Origin of the sequence: Achromobacter sp. EB05 (assembly GCF_044232075.1) — a bacterium.
In the GTDB taxonomy this organism is placed as follows: Bacteria; Pseudomonadota; Gammaproteobacteria; order Burkholderiales; family Burkholderiaceae_B; genus Achromobacter; species Achromobacter dolens.
Genome location: NZ_CP155917.1, coordinates 1,231,672 through 1,247,554, shown reverse-complemented (window position 1 = coordinate 1,247,554; position 15,883 = coordinate 1,231,672). Strand labels below are relative to the sequence as shown.

Below are 15,883 nucleotides of genomic sequence, written 5' to 3'. Positions count from 1 at the left end.
TTGCCGCAACCGCATTCCTCTTCCCCGCGAACGTCCGCCCCCGGCCCGCTTCCCAGGCATGCATGCAACAGTTAGAATTGCGTCTGATTCTTATTTGCATAAGTTCTTCTTCAACGTGGAAGCGCCCTCAACTCCCGAGGCGGCCGACCGCAACGTGGTCGCGTCGATGTACCGCGAGCACCGCGCCTGGCTGTTCGCCTTCATGCGGCGCCAGACGGGACACCCGGCCGACGCCTGGGACCTGGTGCAGGACACCTTTGAACGCCTGCTGCGCCAGACCTACCTGGAATCACGCGGCTGGAACCGCGGCTACCTGGCCGCCATCGCCCGCCGCCTGCTGATCGACCGCCACCGGCGCCGTGAGCTGGAGGCCGCTTACCTGGCCGCGTTGGCGCAACAGCCCGAACCACTCTCGCCGTCGCCCGAAATGCTGGCCCAGGTGTCGCAGCAATTGCTGGCCGTGTGCGCGGCGCTGGACCGCATGCCGCGGCGCATGCGCGAGGTGTTCCTGCTGGCGCGCCTACAGGGCCTGCCCTACGAAGCGATCGCGGACCGCCTGCAAATCACGGTCAACATGGTGCAGAAAGACATGGTCCAGGGTTGGCAACGCCTTTATCACGCGCTCGATGTCTAGACGCCAACCCGACGTAGTCGCGCAGGCGGCCGGCTGGCTGGTGCGCCTGGAACAGGACGGCAGCGCCGCCACGCGGCAGGCCTGGCTGCGCTGGTACGAAGCTTCGCCCGGGCACGCCAAAGTCTGGCGGCGCTTCGAGCTATTGCAGGACGCCGTGCCCGCAAGCGGCGATGCCGCTGCCGCCGCGCTCGGGGCCATCGACTTTCGCCACACGCGCCGGCGCACGCTCAAGTTGCTGGCGGCCGGCGCGGGCATTGCAGTGGGCGGCCCGCTGCTCTACCGCCAGGCCCGGGAGGCGGGCTGGCTCGCGGCCTACCGCAGCGCCACCGGCGAACAGCGCAGCCTGACGCTGAACGACGCTGTGGCGCTGATGATGAACACCGGCACTGCGCTGGACCTGAGGCAGGACGGAGGCCGCCTGGACATCGAACTGCACGACGGCGAGATCATGCTGGACACCCGCGCCGCGGACTCGGCGCCGCGCGTGTTGACGCGCGGTGGCTGTATCGTGCCAACCCGCGCTCACCTGGTGGTGCGCACGCAAGGCCCGTTGACCCGCGTGGCGCTCGATGCGGGGCAGGCCGTTCTCACCACCCGAGGCGATCTCGGCCTGACCCTGCGCGCCGGCGACGTGCGCCGCTTCTCGGCGCACCGCATCGAGGACGAAACAGGCTGGGCCGGGCGCGAGTTCGCCTGGGTGCACGGCATGTTGATCGCTGACGATATGCCGCTGGAGGCGTTTGCCGAAGAACTGGCGCGCTATCGGCCGGGCCTGATCCAGTGCGACGAGCGCGTGGCTGCCCTGCGCGTGAACGGCAGTTTTCGCCTCAAGGACACGGACCAGGTCCTGGAGGCGCTGGCCATCACGCTAGGCCTGCGGGTGCGATACCGCACGCGCTACTGGGTTCGCGTGGAACCGGCATGATGAGAAACAAAATGTAAGTTTCGGCAGATTCCCGGCACCCGCTCGTTAGGACAAGTTGAAACCCGCTGCGCGGGTCCCAACCGAAGAACCCTTACCGATGTCCCAACGATTCCCTCCCGAGGGCGGCCGAATCCGCCGCTTCAAGCCAGCCACGCTTTGCCTGCTTCTGTGCGCCGTCGCGCTCGCCACGACGCTGCCCGCGCGGGCAGCGGAAAACGCCACCGTGGACATCACGCTGCCGGCGTTGTCCTTGCAGGACGCGCTCCTGCGGCTGGGCCAAGCCGCTCGCATCACCATCATCAGCGCCCCGCCGCTCACGGCAGGCAAACAGGCGCCTGCCATGCACCTGCAGGGATCGGTGGCGGACGCGCTGCGGCAGTTGCTGCGAGGCAGCAATCTGCGCGCGGTGCCCAACGTCAATGGCGAGGGATACCGCATCGAACGCGCGCCCGAACCCCTGGGCGCAGGCCCGGCCCTGTTGCCCAGCGTGACGGTGACCGGCCAGGGCATGGGCGACATCGGCCCGCTGGCTCTCGACAGCAGCGTGGGTACCAAGACTGGCACGCCGCTCATCGAGACCGCGCAATCCGTGTCCGTGGTCAACCGCGAGCTGATGGACATGATAGGAGCGAAGAACACCGCCGACGCCCTGCGCTACAGCGCCGGCGTCTCGGTCGGCTCGTATGGCGTGGACAGCCGCGTCGACGAGATTTCCGTGCGCGGCTTCCGCACGGGCAGCTTCGCCAACAACCTCTACCTGGACGGCCTGCGTCCGCCGGGCAGCAGCAGCGGCGCCACCGCCTCGGCCACCCAGTTCGACGGCTTCGGCCTGGAGCGGGTCGAAATACTGCGCGGCCCCTCGTCGGTGCTGTACGGCCAGATCGCGCCCGGGGGGCTCGTCAACGCGGTGAGCAAGCGGCCCACCGATTACGCGCGCGGCGAGATCGGGGTCGGCACCGACAACTACGGTCTGGCGCGCCTGAACGCCGACGTCAGCGGGCCGATGGACGAATCCGGCGAATGGCTGTACCGCGTGGTGGGCACCGCCTACCACTCCGACACCCAGGTCGACTACGTCAAGCTGAACCGCGTGATGCTGGCGCCCAGCCTGACTTGGCGGCCGTCAGCCCGCACCTCGGTGACCCTGCTGGCCAACTATCAGCAGGACCGCGGCGGCAGCACCTACCAGTTCCTGCCTTCCCACGGCACCTATTATGCGACGGACCATGGCCGCTTCGGTTCTGGCCGCTTCCTGGGCGAACCCGGCTTCAACCGCTACGATCGCACCCAATACGCCATCGGCTATGAATTCAGCCATGCCCTGACCGACCAGGTGAAGCTTGGCCAGAAACTTCGCTACATGCGAGTCGATACCGACAACGCAGGCGTCTCGCGCCAGGGCGACCTGCAGGCCGACGGCCGCACACTGCGGCGCACGGCGTCCAGCAACCGGATTCGCTCGGAAGGCTTCACGGTCGACAACAACGCCCAATTCGATTTCGGCCTGGGCCGCACCGAACACACCCTGCTCACGGGCCTGGACTATCGCACCCAGACCATCCGCGTGGCGCAGGCGTCAGGCAAGGCTTCATCGCTCGACGTCTTCGACCCGGTCTACGGCAGCCCCGTCGTCATGGGCGCCATGACGCCCACCCGGCGCAGCGACAGCGAGCAGACCGGCATCTACACGCAGGACCAGATCCGCTGGGGCCAGTGGGCCGCCACGCTGGGCGTGCGCCACGACTGGTCGCGGGACAACTCGCTGGTGCGCGCCACCGGCGCCAAGACGCATTACGAAGACGAAGCCACCACATGGCGCGCCGGCGCGGTCTACCTGTTCGATAACGGCCTGGCGCCCTACGCCAGCTATGCCACCTCGTTCGAACCGGTAAACGGGGTCGGCTACGAGGATCGGCCCTTCAAACCGACCGAGGGCAAACAGGCCGAGATCGGCATCAAGTACCAACCGCCAGGTTCGCGCAGCATGATCACTTTCTCCGCGTATGAGATCAAGCAGCAGAACATCACCACGCCAGACCCGGATCCCACGCATTTGTGCAACGGCAGCCAGTGCCAGGTCCAGACCGGCGAAGGCCGCGTCCGCGGCCTGGAGCTGGAAGGAAACTTCGCGCTGACCGACCACATCACGGTCATCGCCTCGGCGACGCTGATGCGCAGCGAAGTCACCAAGAGCAATGGCACGGAGCAGGGCAACGAACTGCCGCGCGTGCCGCGCCACAGCTACAACCTGTGGGCGGACTATCGCCTGCCGCAGGAGATCGCCCCGGGCCTGAGCCTGGGCGCGGGCCTGCGCCATATTGGCAGCAGCTACGGCGACACCGCCAACACGTACCGCAGCCCGTCGGTGAATCTGATCGACGCCGCCATCCGCTACGATCTGGGCGCGCTCTCTCCCAGCCTGAAAGGCCTGAAATTCTCCCTCAACGCCAGCAACCTGACCGACAAGGAATATCTGGCAAGCTGCTCGGGCAGCGCCAGTTGCTACTACGGTGCGCGGCGCAATATCTCGGCGAACCTGAACTACACCTGGTAGGCCTTCCATGAAAAACAAGATCCCGCGTCCGATTTCCGCCGCCGTGCTGGCGTGCATCCTGGCCACGGCGGCGCAAGCGCAAGCGCCTGCGGCGACGCCCGACGCCCCGCCGCGCCCCGGCATGCAGTTGCTGGGAGAAACCGTGGCCGACCATCCCTCGGCGGTGTACCGGTACGAAACGCACAATCTGGATTCGGACGACGGCAAGCGCCACTACCGCATCCAGATCGCCATCCCCAGAAAGGCGCCCGACGGCGGGGGCAGCCCGGTGCTCTACATGCTGGACGGCAACGCCGCCCTGGCCACGCTGACACCAGCCGACCTGGACACGCTGGGACGGGGCCGCACGCCGGTGCTGGTGGCGCTGGGCTACGACGTCGATACCCGCAACGACGTCGTGTCGCGAGCCTATGACTACACGCCGCCGGTATTCGTGAATGGCAAGCCCGTGCCCGACCCCGTGGTGCGCGGCCGCGTCGGCGGCGGCGCCGACATTTTCCTGGAGTTCATCCGCGCCAAAGTGAAACCGCTGGTGCGCGAACGCGCCGCCATCGACCCGCAACGCGAATACCTGTGGGGCCATTCGTACGGCGGGCTCTTCACGCTGCACGTGCTGTTTACGCAACCGCAGGCCTTCGCCCGCTACATCGTCGGCGACCCCTCGGCCTGGTGGCACGACGGCGCGTTGGTCGGGGAATGGCGGCGGTTCGACGCCCGCAGGGCTGCTGGCAAGCGGGTGGCCATCCTGCTCGGCACCAAGCCGCGCGATCCCAACCGTCCCCTGCCCGGCGGTGCGGTGCCCGCCGCGGGCGAGGATCCGCGCGCCGCCGTGCGCGAAATGGCCCAGGGCCTGAGGTCCGCGGGCGCCGACGCCAGCTACGAAGCCTTCCCGCAGTTCGGCCATGGCGAGATGATCCGGGCATCGCTGGAACGCGCGCTGGAGGTCGCGATGCAGCCTTGAAGCCTGGGGTTCCGGCGGATGCGCTTACACTGCACGGTCGCGGCCGCGTCCCGGCCGCTGCGAACACACTGCCAGCCTTGACCACTCCGACCGCCACCCCGCCCTTCATCGTCCTGGACGCCTGCGTCCTCATGTCCGGCATCCTGCGCCGCCTGCTGCTGCGCCTGGCCGAGGCCGGCGTGTTCCAGCCCGTCTGGACCGAGCGCATCGGCGAGGAATGGCGCCGCAACGCCTGCCGCATCTGGGACATCCCGCCCCAGGTGATGGCCGAGTTCTGGGTCGAGATGAACGCCCGCTTCCCGCAGGCCATCGAGCACGACACCGAGGTCTACGAAGCCGCGCTGCGCTACAGCGACCCCAAGGACTTTCACGTCATCGCCGCCGGCCTGGCGCGCCGCGCCCGCTGCGGCCTGGCGCAGACGCCGGTGGTGCAGGTGCTGACCTGGAACCTGAAGGACTTCAACCGCTCGGAGCTGCGCCGGCAGGGCCTGGACGTGTACAACCCGGACCGAATGCTGGCGCAATGGTGGCAGGACGGCGCCGACCGCATGCGCGAGGCCATCGCGCAGATTCCGGCGGACTACGTGGCGCTGGGGCGCGAGCCCGAACCGCTGGCCGCGACCTTGCATCGCGAGCGGCTGTACCGGCTGAAGAACCAGGTGGGCCGCGACCCGGAACTGGGCCGCGCCTGACTCAATGATCGTGGTTGCTGGCCGCGAAACCGGCCGCGTTCAGGATGTCGATCACTTCCTGGATATGCTCCGGGCCGCGCGTCTGCAGCACGAAATCCACTTCCACGTTGCGCACCGGCAATGAGGTGAACGCGCGCTGGTGATGCACCTCGGTGATATTGGCCTGGGCGTCGGCGATCAGCTTGGTGGCGTGCGCCAGCGCGCCCGGCAGGTCGCGCAGGTCGACGCGGATGCGGGCCAGGCGACCGGCGCGCACCATGCCGCGCTCGATCAGCTCGCCCAGCATCAGGGGGTCGATGTTGCCGCCGGTCAGCACCAGGCCGATGCGCTTGCCCTTGAAGCGCTCGCTGCCCGCCTCCTGCGCGCGCAGCAGCGCCGCCAGGCCGGCCGCGCCCGCGCCTTCGACCACGGTCTTCTCGATTTCCAGCAGCACCACAATGGCGTGCTCGATGTCGGCCTCGCTGACCAGTTCGATGTGATCGACCAGCCGGCTGACGATGGGCTGCGTCAGCCCGCCCGGCGATTTCACCGCGATGCCTTCGGCGATGGTGTATTGGCCATCCGGCATCGACACCCCCTTGACCGCGGCGTACATGGCGGGAAACCGTTCGGTCTGCACCCCGATGATCTCGATGCCCGGCTTGAGCGCCTTGGCCGCGGTGGCAATGCCTGAAATCAGCCCGCCGCCGCCGATGGCGATCACCAGCGTGTCCAGTTGCGGCTGGTCTTCCAGCATCTCCAGCGCCACGGTGCCCTGGCCCGAGATCACGGCCTCGTCGTCGTAGGGATGGATCATGATCAGCCCGCGCTGCTTGGCCAGCTCGTAGCCATGCGCCTTGGCGTCGTCGAAGGTATCGCCGGCCAGCACCACCTCGGCGCCGAAGCGGCGCGTGTTGGCGACCTTCACCGTGGGCGTGAAGCGCGGCATCACGATCACGGCGGGCACGCCCATGCGCTGCGCATGATAGGCCACGCCCTGCGCGTGGTTGCCGGCCGACACGGCGATCACGCCCGCGCGGCGTTCCTCGTCCGACAACGTCAGCATGCGGTTGAGCGCGCCGCGCTCCTTGAAGCTGGCGGTGAACTGCAGGTTCTCGAATTTCAGCCAGATCTCGGCGCCGAAGATGTCGGACAGCGTGCGCGACAGGGTGAACGGGGTCTTGAGCACCTGGCCGCGCAGGTTCTCGCGGGCGGTCTGGATGGAAGCGATATCGATCACGGTGGAAAAATCCTGTTAGCGCACCGGCAGGAAATTGAACAGCAATAGCCCTTGCGCATAGTTGATGCCGATGCGCCGCGAGTTCTCGCCAAGCAGGTTGGCGATCAGGTCGAGCCGGCCGATGATGGCGCCGAACTCGCGCTCGAAACTGAGGTTGGTGGCCTGCGGCGACATCTCGTTGGCCAGCAGCAGCGGTTCGCCCTGGTTGTTGCGGCGTGACGCCAGCAGCCAGGCCGCCGCCTCGACGTTCCGTGCGGCATTGTAGACCCGCTGCCCGTCCAGCGCGTCGGTGGCGTACAGGCGGGTCTTGCCATTGTGGGCGGCGATGATGGTGTCGGCCAGGCCGTAGATGAAGGCCCCGACGCGGTCGCCGCTGTAGTTGGGATCGAGCGACACCGCCAGGATCTGGATGTCGTGCAGGCCGGCCAGGTCGGCGGGCGGGATGCGCACCTCGATCGCATGCTTGACCCGCGAGACCGCGGTGGCGTGATCCGGCGCGCCGGTCTTGCGCCATTCTCGCGGATTGCGCCGGTAGAGCTTGTCCAGCAGGCTGTAGAGGCTGGCGAGGTTGTCGCGCACTTCCAGGGTGACGGTACGGTTGAAATCGGTCTGCACCAGTTGGTCGGCCGACATGCCCTCGCCCTTGGGCGAGCCCTGGCCCGGTCCCGGAGCGGACATGCATCCCGCCAGCAGCGTCCCCGCCAGCACGGCCGCCGCCGCGGCGAATCCTCGCCCTCGCGTCATGCTCGATCCATCCGAATCCCCCCCTGTTGGCGCCTTGCCGGCTTGCGCCGCGCCGGCGCTCGTGTCACGCGCAAGACTTTACCGTAAGCCGTGCGAAGATGGGAGATACCGGGGATTCAAAGACGAAAGGAGATGAATCAGCGCCGCGCCTGGGCAAAAAAAAACGGCGCCTCGCGGCGCCGTTTGCTCCAGCAGGAAAGGCAGGCCTTACTCGGCTTGCGGTTCCGCTTGCGGGGCGGCTTCAGCGGCGGGTTGCTGCTGCTCGATGCCACCGATGGCCTTGATGGACAGGCGCAGGCGGCCCTTGTCGTCGGCCTCGATGACCTTGACGCGGACTTGCTGGCCGACCTTCAGCACATCGTTGATGTTGGCGATGCGGTAGTTGGCGATTTCCGAGATGTGCAGCAGGCCGTCGCGGCCCGGCAGCACTTGCACGATGGCGCCGAAGTCCAGCAGGCGCAGCACCGAGCCGTCGTAGATCTGGCCCACTTCGACGTCGGCGGTCAGCTCGACGATGCGGCGCTGGGCTTCCTTGGCCTGCGCTTCGTCGACGCTGGCGATCACGATCGTGCCGTCGTCGGAGATGTCGATCTGGGTGCCGGTTTCCTCGGTCAGCGCGCGGATGGTGGCGCCGCCCTTGCCGATCACGTCGCGGATCTTCTCGGGGTTGATCTTGATGGTCAGCATGCGCGGGGCGAAAGCAGACAGCTCGCCACGCGAACCGTCCAGCGCTTCCTTCATCTTGCCCAGGATGTGCAGGCGGCCTTCGCGGGCTTGCGCCAGCGCCACTTGCATGATTTCCTTGGTGATGCCCTGGATCTTGATGTCCATCTGCAGCGCGGTGACGCCGTTTTCGGTGCCCGCGACCTTGAAGTCCATGTCGCCCAGGTGATCTTCGTCACCCAGGATGTCGGTCAGCACGGCGAACTTGCCGCCGTCCAGGATCAGGCCCATGGCCACGCCGGCCACGTGATCCTTGACCGGCACGCCGGCGTCCATCATGGCCAGCGAGCCGCCGCAGACCGAAGCCATCGACGACGAGCCGTTGGACTCGGTGATTTCCGACACGATGCGAATGGTGTACTGGAAGTCTTCCGGGGCCGGCAGCAGCGGGATCAGCGCGCGCTTGGCCAGGCGGCCGTGGCCGATTTCGCGGCGCTTGGGCACGCCGATGCGACCGGTTTCGCCGGTGGCGAACGGAGGCATGTTGTAGTGCAGCATGAAGCGATCGCGGTACTCGCCCATGAGCGCGTCGATGATCTGCTCGTCCTGCTTGGTGCCCAGCGTGGCCACGACCAGCGCCTGGGTTTCACCACGGGTGAACAGGGCGCTGCCGTGCGCGCGCGGCAGCACGCCCAGGCGCACGCTGATGGGACGCACGGTGCGGGTGTCGCGACCGTCGATACGCGGTTCGCCGTTCAGGATCTGGCCACGGACGATGGCCGATTCCAGCGAGAACAGGATGTTGTCGACGGTGACGGCGTCCGGCGCCGGCTCGCCCTTTTCGGCGGCGGCGGCGTTCAGCTTGGCCGACACGTCGGCGTAGACTTCACGCAGCTTGGTGGTGCGGGCCTGCTTTTCGCGGATCTGGTAGGCGGCGTTCAGGCCTTCCTGGGCGGCCGACGTGACGGCGGCGATCAGGGCCTCGTCCTTGGCGGGCGGCTGCCAGTCCCAATCGGGCTTGCCAGCGTCCTTGACCAGTTCGTGGATGGCGTTGATGACGGCCTGCATCTGCTCGTGGCCGTAGACCACGCCGCCCAGCATGATTTCCTCGGACAACTGGTCGGCTTCCGATTCCACCATCAGCACGGCGTTTTCGGTGCCGGCGACCACCAGGTCCAGCTTCGAGGACTTCAGTTGCGACGCGGTCGGGTTGATGGCGTACTGGCCATCGATGTAGCCCACGCGGGCGGCGCCGATCGGGCCGTTGAAGGGGATGCCGGAGATGGCCAGCGCGGCCGAGGCGCCGATCATCGCGGGGATGTCGGGGTCGATTTCAGGATTGACCGACAGCGTGTGGATGACCACCTGGACTTCGTTGTAGAAGTCTTCGGGGAACAGCGGACGCAGGGGACGGTCGATCAGGCGCGAGGTCAGCGTTTCCTTCTCGGACGGCTTGCCTTCGCGCTTGAAGAAACCACCGGGGATGCGGCCGGCGGCGTAGGTCTTTTCGATGTAGTCGACGGTCAGCGGGAAGAACGTCTGGCCCGGCTTGGCCTTCTTGGAGGCCACGACAGTGGCCAGGACAACGGTGTCCTCGATCGACACCACCACGGCGCCGGAGGCCTGGCGAGCAATTTCGCCGGTTTCCAGGACGACCGTGTGCTGGCCGTACTGGAACGATTTAGTCACTTTATTGAACATGACGATTATTCCTTACAAATGAAAAACCGTGGCCGTCGCGACATGCGTCGCACCGACCACGGTTGCGTCATGGGGAGCCAGCCCCGTCGATCACTTGCGCAGACCGAGTTTTTCGATCAGTGCGCGGTACGAATCGGGATTGCGGCCCTTGAGATAGTCGAGCAGCTTGCGGCGACGGCTGACCATACGCAGCAGACCGCGGCGCGAGTGATGGTCCTTCATGTGTTCTTTGAAGTGACCGGTCAGTTCGTTGATACGGGCGGTGAGCAGAGCCACCTGGACTTCGGGGGAGCCGGTATCGCCTTGAGCGCGTTGGAACTGCGCAACGATATCGGATTTCTTGATGTCAGCTACAGACATTGATGACCTCTTCGGACATGCGACAGGGCCGAGGCGCCCTGACGTGGTTTGGAAAAAAATCGCGGCCGGCGATAAGCGTTGTTGCGTTCTCACTGCTGCTTCGGGACCACCCTGGAAATGCCGGAGAACAAGGTTTGGCGCCTTATTTGCTCCCGCTCCAGCCAGCCCCGTTGCCGGCGCAAAGCATCTTGCAAAATCAATACACTTGATAAAGCCTGCTGATTATAGCCGATTCGCTAGAATTACCCCAGTGACGCCACCGCCCCGCCGCCGTGAGTCGCGCCGCCGACTCGACGGGAGGCCACAGGAGCAACAATATGTCGAATTATTACAAACTTGCCCGCACCACCCTGGCCGCTGCGGCCCTCGCCAGCCTGGGCGCCTGCGCCAACCTGGCCCAGGTCGCCCCCGGCACGCCCCTGGCCGACGTCCAGGCCCAGTTCGGCCGCCCCAACTTCGAATGCCCGCAGGCCAACGGCGGCCGCCGCGTGATCTGGACGCAGCAACCCATGGGCCAGTATGCCTGGGGCGCCAACGTCGGCGCCGACGGCCGCGTCGACCGCGTCATGCCGCTGCTGACCGACGCCCACTTCAAGGTGCTGGAACAAGGCCAATGGAGCCCCGAGCGCGTGCGCTGCGAGTTCGGCCCGCCGGCCCGCATCGACCAGGCCGGCCTGGGCGAAAAACGCGAGGTGATCTGGTCGTACCGCTACAAGGAAAACAGCGTCTGGAATTCGCTGATGTACGTCTACATGGGCCGCGACGGCAACGGGGTGACGCACTTCCATCCCGGCCCGGACCCGATGTACGACGATGACCGCTTCATGTGGCGCTGATGCCACCATGAAAAAACCCGCCTGCATCCAGGCGGGTTTTTCGTTTGGCGGGCGACGCGCTCAGGACGACTGGCCGCGGCGCTCCTGCTGCAGCCGGCGGGCGCGGTTCCAGCGCCAGGCCCAGATGACCCAGCCCGAAAAGCCGTACAGCACGAACAGGCCGAACAGCACCACCGGGGGATCGCTGGAGACGAACACGAACACCGCCACCACCAGCAGGATGCCCCAGAACGGCACGCTGCGGCCCAGGGCGAAACTCTTGCCGCTGAAGAACGGCGCGTTGGACACCATGGTGATGCCGGCGTACATGGTCAGCGTGAACGCGACCCAGGCCATCACGCTGTCGTGGATCGGCAGCTTGTTGTCCACCGCCAGCCAGACGAAACCGGCCACCAATGCCGCCGCCGCCGGGCTCGGCAGGCCCTGGAAATAGCGCTTGTCGACCACCGCGATATTGGTATTGAAGCGCGCCAGGCGCAGCGCGGCCCCGGCCACGTAGACGAACGCCGCCAGCCAGCCCCAGCGGCCCAGGTCGTTCAGGATCCATTCGTACATCACCAGCGCGGGCGCCACGCCGAACGAGGTCATGTCGGACAGCGAGTCGTATTGCTCGCCGAAGGCCGATTGGGTGTTGGTGAGGCGGGCCACCCGGCCATCCATGCCGTCCAGCACCATGGCCACGAAAATGGCGATGGCGGCGACCTCGAAGCGGTTGTTCATGGCCTGCACCACGGCATAGAACCCCGCGAACAACGCCGCGGTGGTGAATGCGTTGGGCAGCAGGTAGATGCTTCGGTGGCGGTTCTCGGAATCGCGCATGGAAAAATTGGGCATGGTCTCAATTACTTACGACAGACATTGAAAGGTTAACTCATCTGGCCCCGCAACGGGCCGCAGCAAGGGCCGTGCCCGCCGCGATCCGGCCCCGCCGGCGCGCAAAGCCCGCCCGCGCTTCCCGCGGCGCGCCCGCCTTCGCGCACTTTCTGCGCAAATAAAAACGGCATGCCCTCGCCAGGCATGCCGCTTTCGGCCGGCGCGCGCGGGGCGCAAACCCCGCGCGGAAACCGGAATCAGTTCTTGGACTTGTCCACCAGCTTGTTGGCGGCGATCCAGGGCATCATGGCGCGCAGCTTGCCGCCCACCACTTCGATCTGCGATTCCGCGTTGATGCGGCGGCGCGAGGTCAGCGTCGGGGCGCCGGCGGCGTTTTCCAGGATGAACTTCTTGGCGTATTCGCCGGTCTGGATGTCCGTCAGGCACTGGCGCATGGCCTTGCGGGTTTCGTCCGTCACGATCTTCGGGCCGGTCTCGTACTCGCCGAATTCGGCGTTGTTCGAGATCGAGTAGTTCATGTTGGCGATGCCGCCTTCGTAGATCAGGTCGACGATCAGCTTCAGTTCGTGCAGGCACTCGAAGTACGCCATTTCGGGCGCGTAGCCGGCTTCCACCAACGTGTCGAAACCGGCCTTGATCAGTTCGACGGTGCCGCCGCACAGCACGGCCTGTTCGCCGAACAGGTCGGTCTCGGTTTCTTCACGGAAGTTGGTTTCGATGATGCCGGCACGGCCGCCGCCGTTGGCGCTGGCGTACGACAGGGCCACGTCGCGCGCGGCGCCCGACTTGTCCTGGTACACGGCCACCAGGTGGGGCACGCCGCCACCCTGCTTGTAGGTGTTGCGCACCGTGTGGCCGGGGGCCTTCGGGGCGATCATGATGACGTCGATGTCTTCACGCGGCACGACCTGGCCGTAGTGGACGTTGAAGCCGTGGGCGAAGGCCAGGGCGGCGCCCGCCTTGATGTTGGCGTGCACTTCCTTGTTGTAGACCGAGGCGATGTTCTCGTCGGGCAGCAGCATCATGACGATGTCGGCCGACTTGACGGCTTCCGCCACTTCCTTGACCTGCAGGCCGGCGTTGGCGGCCTTGTCCCACGAGGCGCCGCCCTTGCGCAGGCCGACGATGACCTTCACGCCCGAGTCGTTCAGGTTCTGGGCGTGGGCGTGGCCTTGCGAGCCGTAGCCGATGATGGCAACGGTCTTGCCTTTGATGAGGGAGAGATCGCAGTCTTTGTCGTAGAAAACTTTCATGGGGTGCTCCAGATATCTTGGATATTCGTTGGTTCGTATGTAGGGTGCGGCTTGGCCTGGAAGGCCGGTCAAATCTTCAGAATCCGTTCACCGCGGCCGATGCCGGACACGCCGGTGCGCACGGTTTCCAGGATGGCACTGCGGTCCAGGGCTTCCAGGAAGGCCTGTACTTTTTCCTGCACCCCGGTCAATTCGATGGTGTAGGACTTGTCGGTCACATCGATGATGCGCCCGCGGAAGATATCCGCCATGCGCTTCATTTCCTCGCGTTCCTTGCCGACCGCGCGCACCTTGACGAGCATCAGCTCGCGCTCGATGTGCGCGCCTTCGGTCAGGTCCACGACCTTGACCACGTCCACCAGGCGGTTCAGGTGCTTGGTGATCTGCTCGATGACTTCGTCCGAGCCGGTCGTGACGATGGTCATGCGCGACAGTGTGGCGTCCTCGGTGGGCGCCACGGTCAGGGTCTCGATGTTGTAGCCCCGCGCCGAGAACAGGCCGACCACGCGCGACAGCGCGCCGGGCTCGTTCTCGAGGAGGACGGAAATCACGTGCTTCATGGTGGCCTCCTTACAGGTCTTCAGAGCCGAGCAGCATTTCGGTCAGCCCGCGGCCGGCCTTGACCATCGGCCACACGTTTTCGGTGCGGTCGGTGATGAAGTCCAGGAAGACCAGGCGCTCCTTGTGTTTCTTGAACGCTTCGCGCAGCGCCGGCTCGACGTCGGCCGGGCGCTCGATGCGCAGGCCCACGTGGCCGTAGGCCTCGGCCACCTTGACGAAGTCGGGCAGCGAATCCATGTACGACTCGGAATAGCGCGAGCCGTAGTCGATCTGCTGCCACTGCCGGACCATGCCCAGGAAGCGGTTGTTCAGGCAGACGATCTTGGGCGTCAGGCGGTACTGGGCGCAGGTCGACAGTTCCTGGATGTTCATCTGGATCGAGGCCTCGCCGGTGATCACGGCGATGTCATGACCCGGATTGGCCATCTGCACGCCCATGGCGTACGGCAGGCCCACGCCCATGGTGCCCAGGCCGCCGGAGTTGATCCAGCGGCGCGGCTTGTCGAACTTGTAGTACTGCGCGGCCCACATCTGGTGCTGGCCCACGTCGGAGGTGACGAAGGCGTCGCCGCCGGTCACTTCCCAGAGCTTTTCCACCACGAACTGCGGCTTGATGACTTCGTCCGAATTCGCGAACTTCAGGCATTCCTTGCCGCGCCAGGTCTCGACCTGGTCCCACCACTTGGCGATGGAAGCCGGCTTGTGCTCGGCCGAGGCGGCCTCGTACTGCGCGCTCAGGTCGGCCAGCACATCCTTGACGTTGCCGACGATCGGGACGTCCACGCGCACGCGCTTGGAGATCGACGACGGGTCGATATCGATATGGATGATCTTGCGGGCGTTCTGGGCGAAGTGCTTGGGATTGCCGATCACCCGGTCGTCGAAGCGGGCGCCGATGGCCAGCAGCACGTCGCAGTGCTGCATCGCCATGTTGGCCTCGTAGGTGCCGTGCATGCCGGGCATGCCCACGAACTGGCCGCTGCTGGCCGGGAAGCCGCCCAGGCCCATCAGGGTGCTGGTGCAGGGCGCGCCCAGTTGCGACACGAGCTTGTTCAGCTCGGGCGCGGCGTTCGACAGGATGACCCCGCCGCCGGTGTAGATCATCGGCCGCTCGGCGGCCAGCAGCATCTGCACGGCTTTCTTGATCTGCCCCTGGTGGCCCTTGTTGACGGGCGCGTAGGAACGCATCGAGATCTCGCCCTTGGGCGGGGTGTACTTGCACTGCGCGACGGTGATGTCCTTGGGGATGTCCACCAGCACCGGGCCGGGACGGCCGGTGCGCGCGATGTAGAACGCGCGGCGCATGGTTTCGGCCAGGTCCTTGACGTCGCGCACCAGGAAGTTGTGCTTGACGCAGGGACGGGTGATGCCGACGGTGTCGCATTCCTGGAAGGCGTCCTCGCCAATGGCCGCAGTGGGCACCTGCCCGCTGATGATGACCATGGGGATGGAGTCCATGTAGGCGGTGGCGATGCCGGTGACGGCATTGGTCACGCCCGGACCGCTGGTCACGATGCAGACGCCGACCTTCTGCGACGAGCGCGAATAGGCATCGGCCGCGTGCACGGCGGCTTGCTCGTGACGAACCAGGATATGCTGGAATTTGTCCTGCTTGAAAATCGCGTCGTAGATGTAGAGCACCGCGCCGCCAGGGTAGCCGAAAACGTGTTCCACGCCTTCATCGGCCAGGCAGCGCACGACGATATCGGCGCCATTCATTTCCATGTTGTCATTCCTTTCAAAACCGGCCCTGCAACCCTGACTGCTGCGCGCCCGGATACGGCGGCAACGGAACCCATGCCGGCTACGGCAACATGATCCGGCGCTTAGCGGCTCACGGAGCCACGCCACCCGGACACCCTGCCGACCCGACATACGTTCGACAGAACGCAGTGCAAACGCCCCTGGGGGACGCTGGAGGTCGAAATGGAAGCCTTGGCAACACA

At 66.2% G+C, this 15,883-nt stretch carries 14 protein-coding genes; 6 read left to right on the top strand and 8 right to left on the bottom strand.

Going from position 1 to position 15,883, the window contains the following annotated elements:
- Positions 1-94: 94 nt before the first annotated feature.
- From AAID08_RS05755 to AAID08_RS05735, 5 genes are all read left to right on the top strand, one after another.
- Positions 95-634 carry an RNA polymerase sigma factor gene (locus AAID08_RS05755; protein WP_196767531.1) on the top strand — a complete coding sequence of 180 codons (540 nt, stop codon included), beginning with the start codon at positions 95-97 and terminating at the stop codon, positions 632-634.
- Positions 627-1,559 (top strand): DUF4880 domain-containing protein, encoded by a 933-nt coding sequence (locus AAID08_RS05750; RefSeq protein ID WP_395757446.1) that lies wholly within the window; start codon positions 627-629, stop codon positions 1,557-1,559. Before AAID08_RS05755 ends, AAID08_RS05750 begins: the two co-directional genes overlap by 8 nt.
- A 97-nt stretch (positions 1,560-1,656) precedes the next feature.
- Complete coding sequence (locus AAID08_RS05745; protein ID WP_395757445.1) at positions 1,657-4,113, top strand: TonB-dependent siderophore receptor; 2,457 nt, start codon at positions 1,657-1,659, stop codon at positions 4,111-4,113.
- A gap of 7 nt (positions 4,114-4,120) precedes the next feature.
- Positions 4,121-5,074, top strand: a complete 954-nt coding sequence (locus AAID08_RS05740; protein WP_395757444.1) for an alpha/beta hydrolase — start codon at positions 4,121-4,123, stop codon at positions 5,072-5,074.
- 68 nt (positions 5,075-5,142) lie between these two features.
- On the top strand, positions 5,143-5,766 hold the full coding sequence (locus AAID08_RS05735; protein WP_395757801.1) for a PIN domain-containing protein: 624 nt from the start codon (positions 5,143-5,145) through the stop codon (positions 5,764-5,766).
- Position 5,767: 1 nt separating this feature from the next.
- On the opposite strand, the gene AAID08_RS05730 is transcribed toward AAID08_RS05735, so the two are convergent.
- From AAID08_RS05730 to rpsO, 4 genes are all read right to left on the bottom strand, one after another.
- Positions 5,768-6,985, bottom strand: a complete 1,218-nt coding sequence (locus tag AAID08_RS05730; protein WP_175142110.1) for a threonine ammonia-lyase — start codon at positions 6,983-6,985, stop codon at positions 5,768-5,770.
- A 15-nt stretch (positions 6,986-7,000) separates the two neighbouring features.
- Positions 7,001-7,729 carry a hypothetical protein gene (locus tag AAID08_RS05725; RefSeq protein ID WP_064524633.1) on the bottom strand — a complete coding sequence of 243 codons (729 nt, stop codon included), beginning with the start codon at positions 7,727-7,729 and terminating at the stop codon, positions 7,001-7,003.
- Between the two features lie 207 nt (positions 7,730-7,936).
- Entirely contained in the window at positions 7,937-10,093 is a 2,157-nt protein-coding gene (gene pnp / locus AAID08_RS05720; protein WP_175142109.1) for a polyribonucleotide nucleotidyltransferase, read from the bottom strand.
- 90 nt (positions 10,094-10,183) lie between these two features.
- Positions 10,184-10,453 carry a 30S ribosomal protein S15 gene (gene rpsO / locus AAID08_RS05715; protein WP_006223612.1) on the bottom strand — a complete coding sequence of 90 codons (270 nt, stop codon included), beginning with the start codon at positions 10,451-10,453 and terminating at the stop codon, positions 10,184-10,186.
- A gap of 317 nt (positions 10,454-10,770) precedes the next feature.
- Here rpsO and AAID08_RS05710 point away from each other — a divergent pair, with 317 nt between their 5' ends.
- Positions 10,771-11,289, top strand: a complete 519-nt coding sequence (locus AAID08_RS05710) for a hypothetical protein (RefSeq protein ID WP_054501674.1) — start codon at positions 10,771-10,773, stop codon at positions 11,287-11,289.
- Between the two features lie 60 nt (positions 11,290-11,349).
- On the opposite strand, the gene pssA is transcribed toward AAID08_RS05710, so the two are convergent.
- From pssA to AAID08_RS05690, 4 genes are all read right to left on the bottom strand, one after another.
- On the bottom strand, positions 11,350-12,123 hold the full coding sequence (pssA, locus tag AAID08_RS05705) for a CDP-diacylglycerol--serine O-phosphatidyltransferase (RefSeq protein ID WP_006389119.1): 774 nt from the start codon (positions 12,121-12,123) through the stop codon (positions 11,350-11,352).
- 236 nt (positions 12,124-12,359) lie between these two features.
- Positions 12,360-13,376 carry a ketol-acid reductoisomerase gene (ilvC, locus tag AAID08_RS05700; protein WP_049071830.1) on the bottom strand — a complete coding sequence of 339 codons (1,017 nt, stop codon included), beginning with the start codon at positions 13,374-13,376 and terminating at the stop codon, positions 12,360-12,362.
- A gap of 68 nt (positions 13,377-13,444) precedes the next feature.
- Positions 13,445-13,936, bottom strand: coding sequence for an acetolactate synthase small subunit (gene ilvN, locus AAID08_RS05695; protein WP_006217868.1), 492 nt, complete (start codon positions 13,934-13,936; stop codon positions 13,445-13,447).
- Between the two features lie 10 nt (positions 13,937-13,946).
- Positions 13,947-15,662: an acetolactate synthase 3 catalytic subunit gene (locus AAID08_RS05690; protein WP_054443145.1), complete on the bottom strand. Its 1,716-nt coding sequence runs from the start codon at positions 15,660-15,662 to the stop codon at positions 13,947-13,949.
- Between the last annotated feature and the right edge of the window lie 221 nt (positions 15,663-15,883).

Coding starts and splice junctions, on each gene's coding strand:
- rpsO (WP_006223612.1), bottom strand. CDS start 10,453: ATGTCTGTAGCTGACATCAAGAAATCCGATATCGTTGCGCAGTTCCAA.
- AAID08_RS05690 (WP_054443145.1), bottom strand. CDS start 15,662: ATGGAAATGAATGGCGCCGATATCGTCGTGCGCTGCCTGGCCGATGAA.
- AAID08_RS05710 (WP_054501674.1), top strand. CDS start 10,771: ATGTCGAATTATTACAAACTTGCCCGCACCACCCTGGCCGCTGCGGCC.
- ilvC (WP_049071830.1), bottom strand. CDS start 13,376: ATGAAAGTTTTCTACGACAAAGACTGCGATCTCTCCCTCATCAAAGGC.
- pssA (WP_006389119.1), bottom strand. CDS start 12,123: ATGCCCAATTTTTCCATGCGCGATTCCGAGAACCGCCACCGAAGCATC.
- AAID08_RS05750 (WP_395757446.1), top strand. CDS start 627: ATGTCTAGACGCCAACCCGACGTAGTCGCGCAGGCGGCCGGCTGGCTG.
- pnp (WP_175142109.1), bottom strand. CDS start 10,093: ATGTTCAATAAAGTGACTAAATCGTTCCAGTACGGCCAGCACACGGTC.
- AAID08_RS05725 (WP_064524633.1), bottom strand. CDS start 7,729: ATGACGCGAGGGCGAGGATTCGCCGCGGCGGCGGCCGTGCTGGCGGGG.
- ilvN (WP_006217868.1), bottom strand. CDS start 13,936: ATGAAGCACGTGATTTCCGTCCTCCTCGAGAACGAGCCCGGCGCGCTG.
- AAID08_RS05745 (WP_395757445.1), top strand. CDS start 1,657: ATGTCCCAACGATTCCCTCCCGAGGGCGGCCGAATCCGCCGCTTCAAG.
- AAID08_RS05740 (WP_395757444.1), top strand. CDS start 4,121: ATGAAAAACAAGATCCCGCGTCCGATTTCCGCCGCCGTGCTGGCGTGC.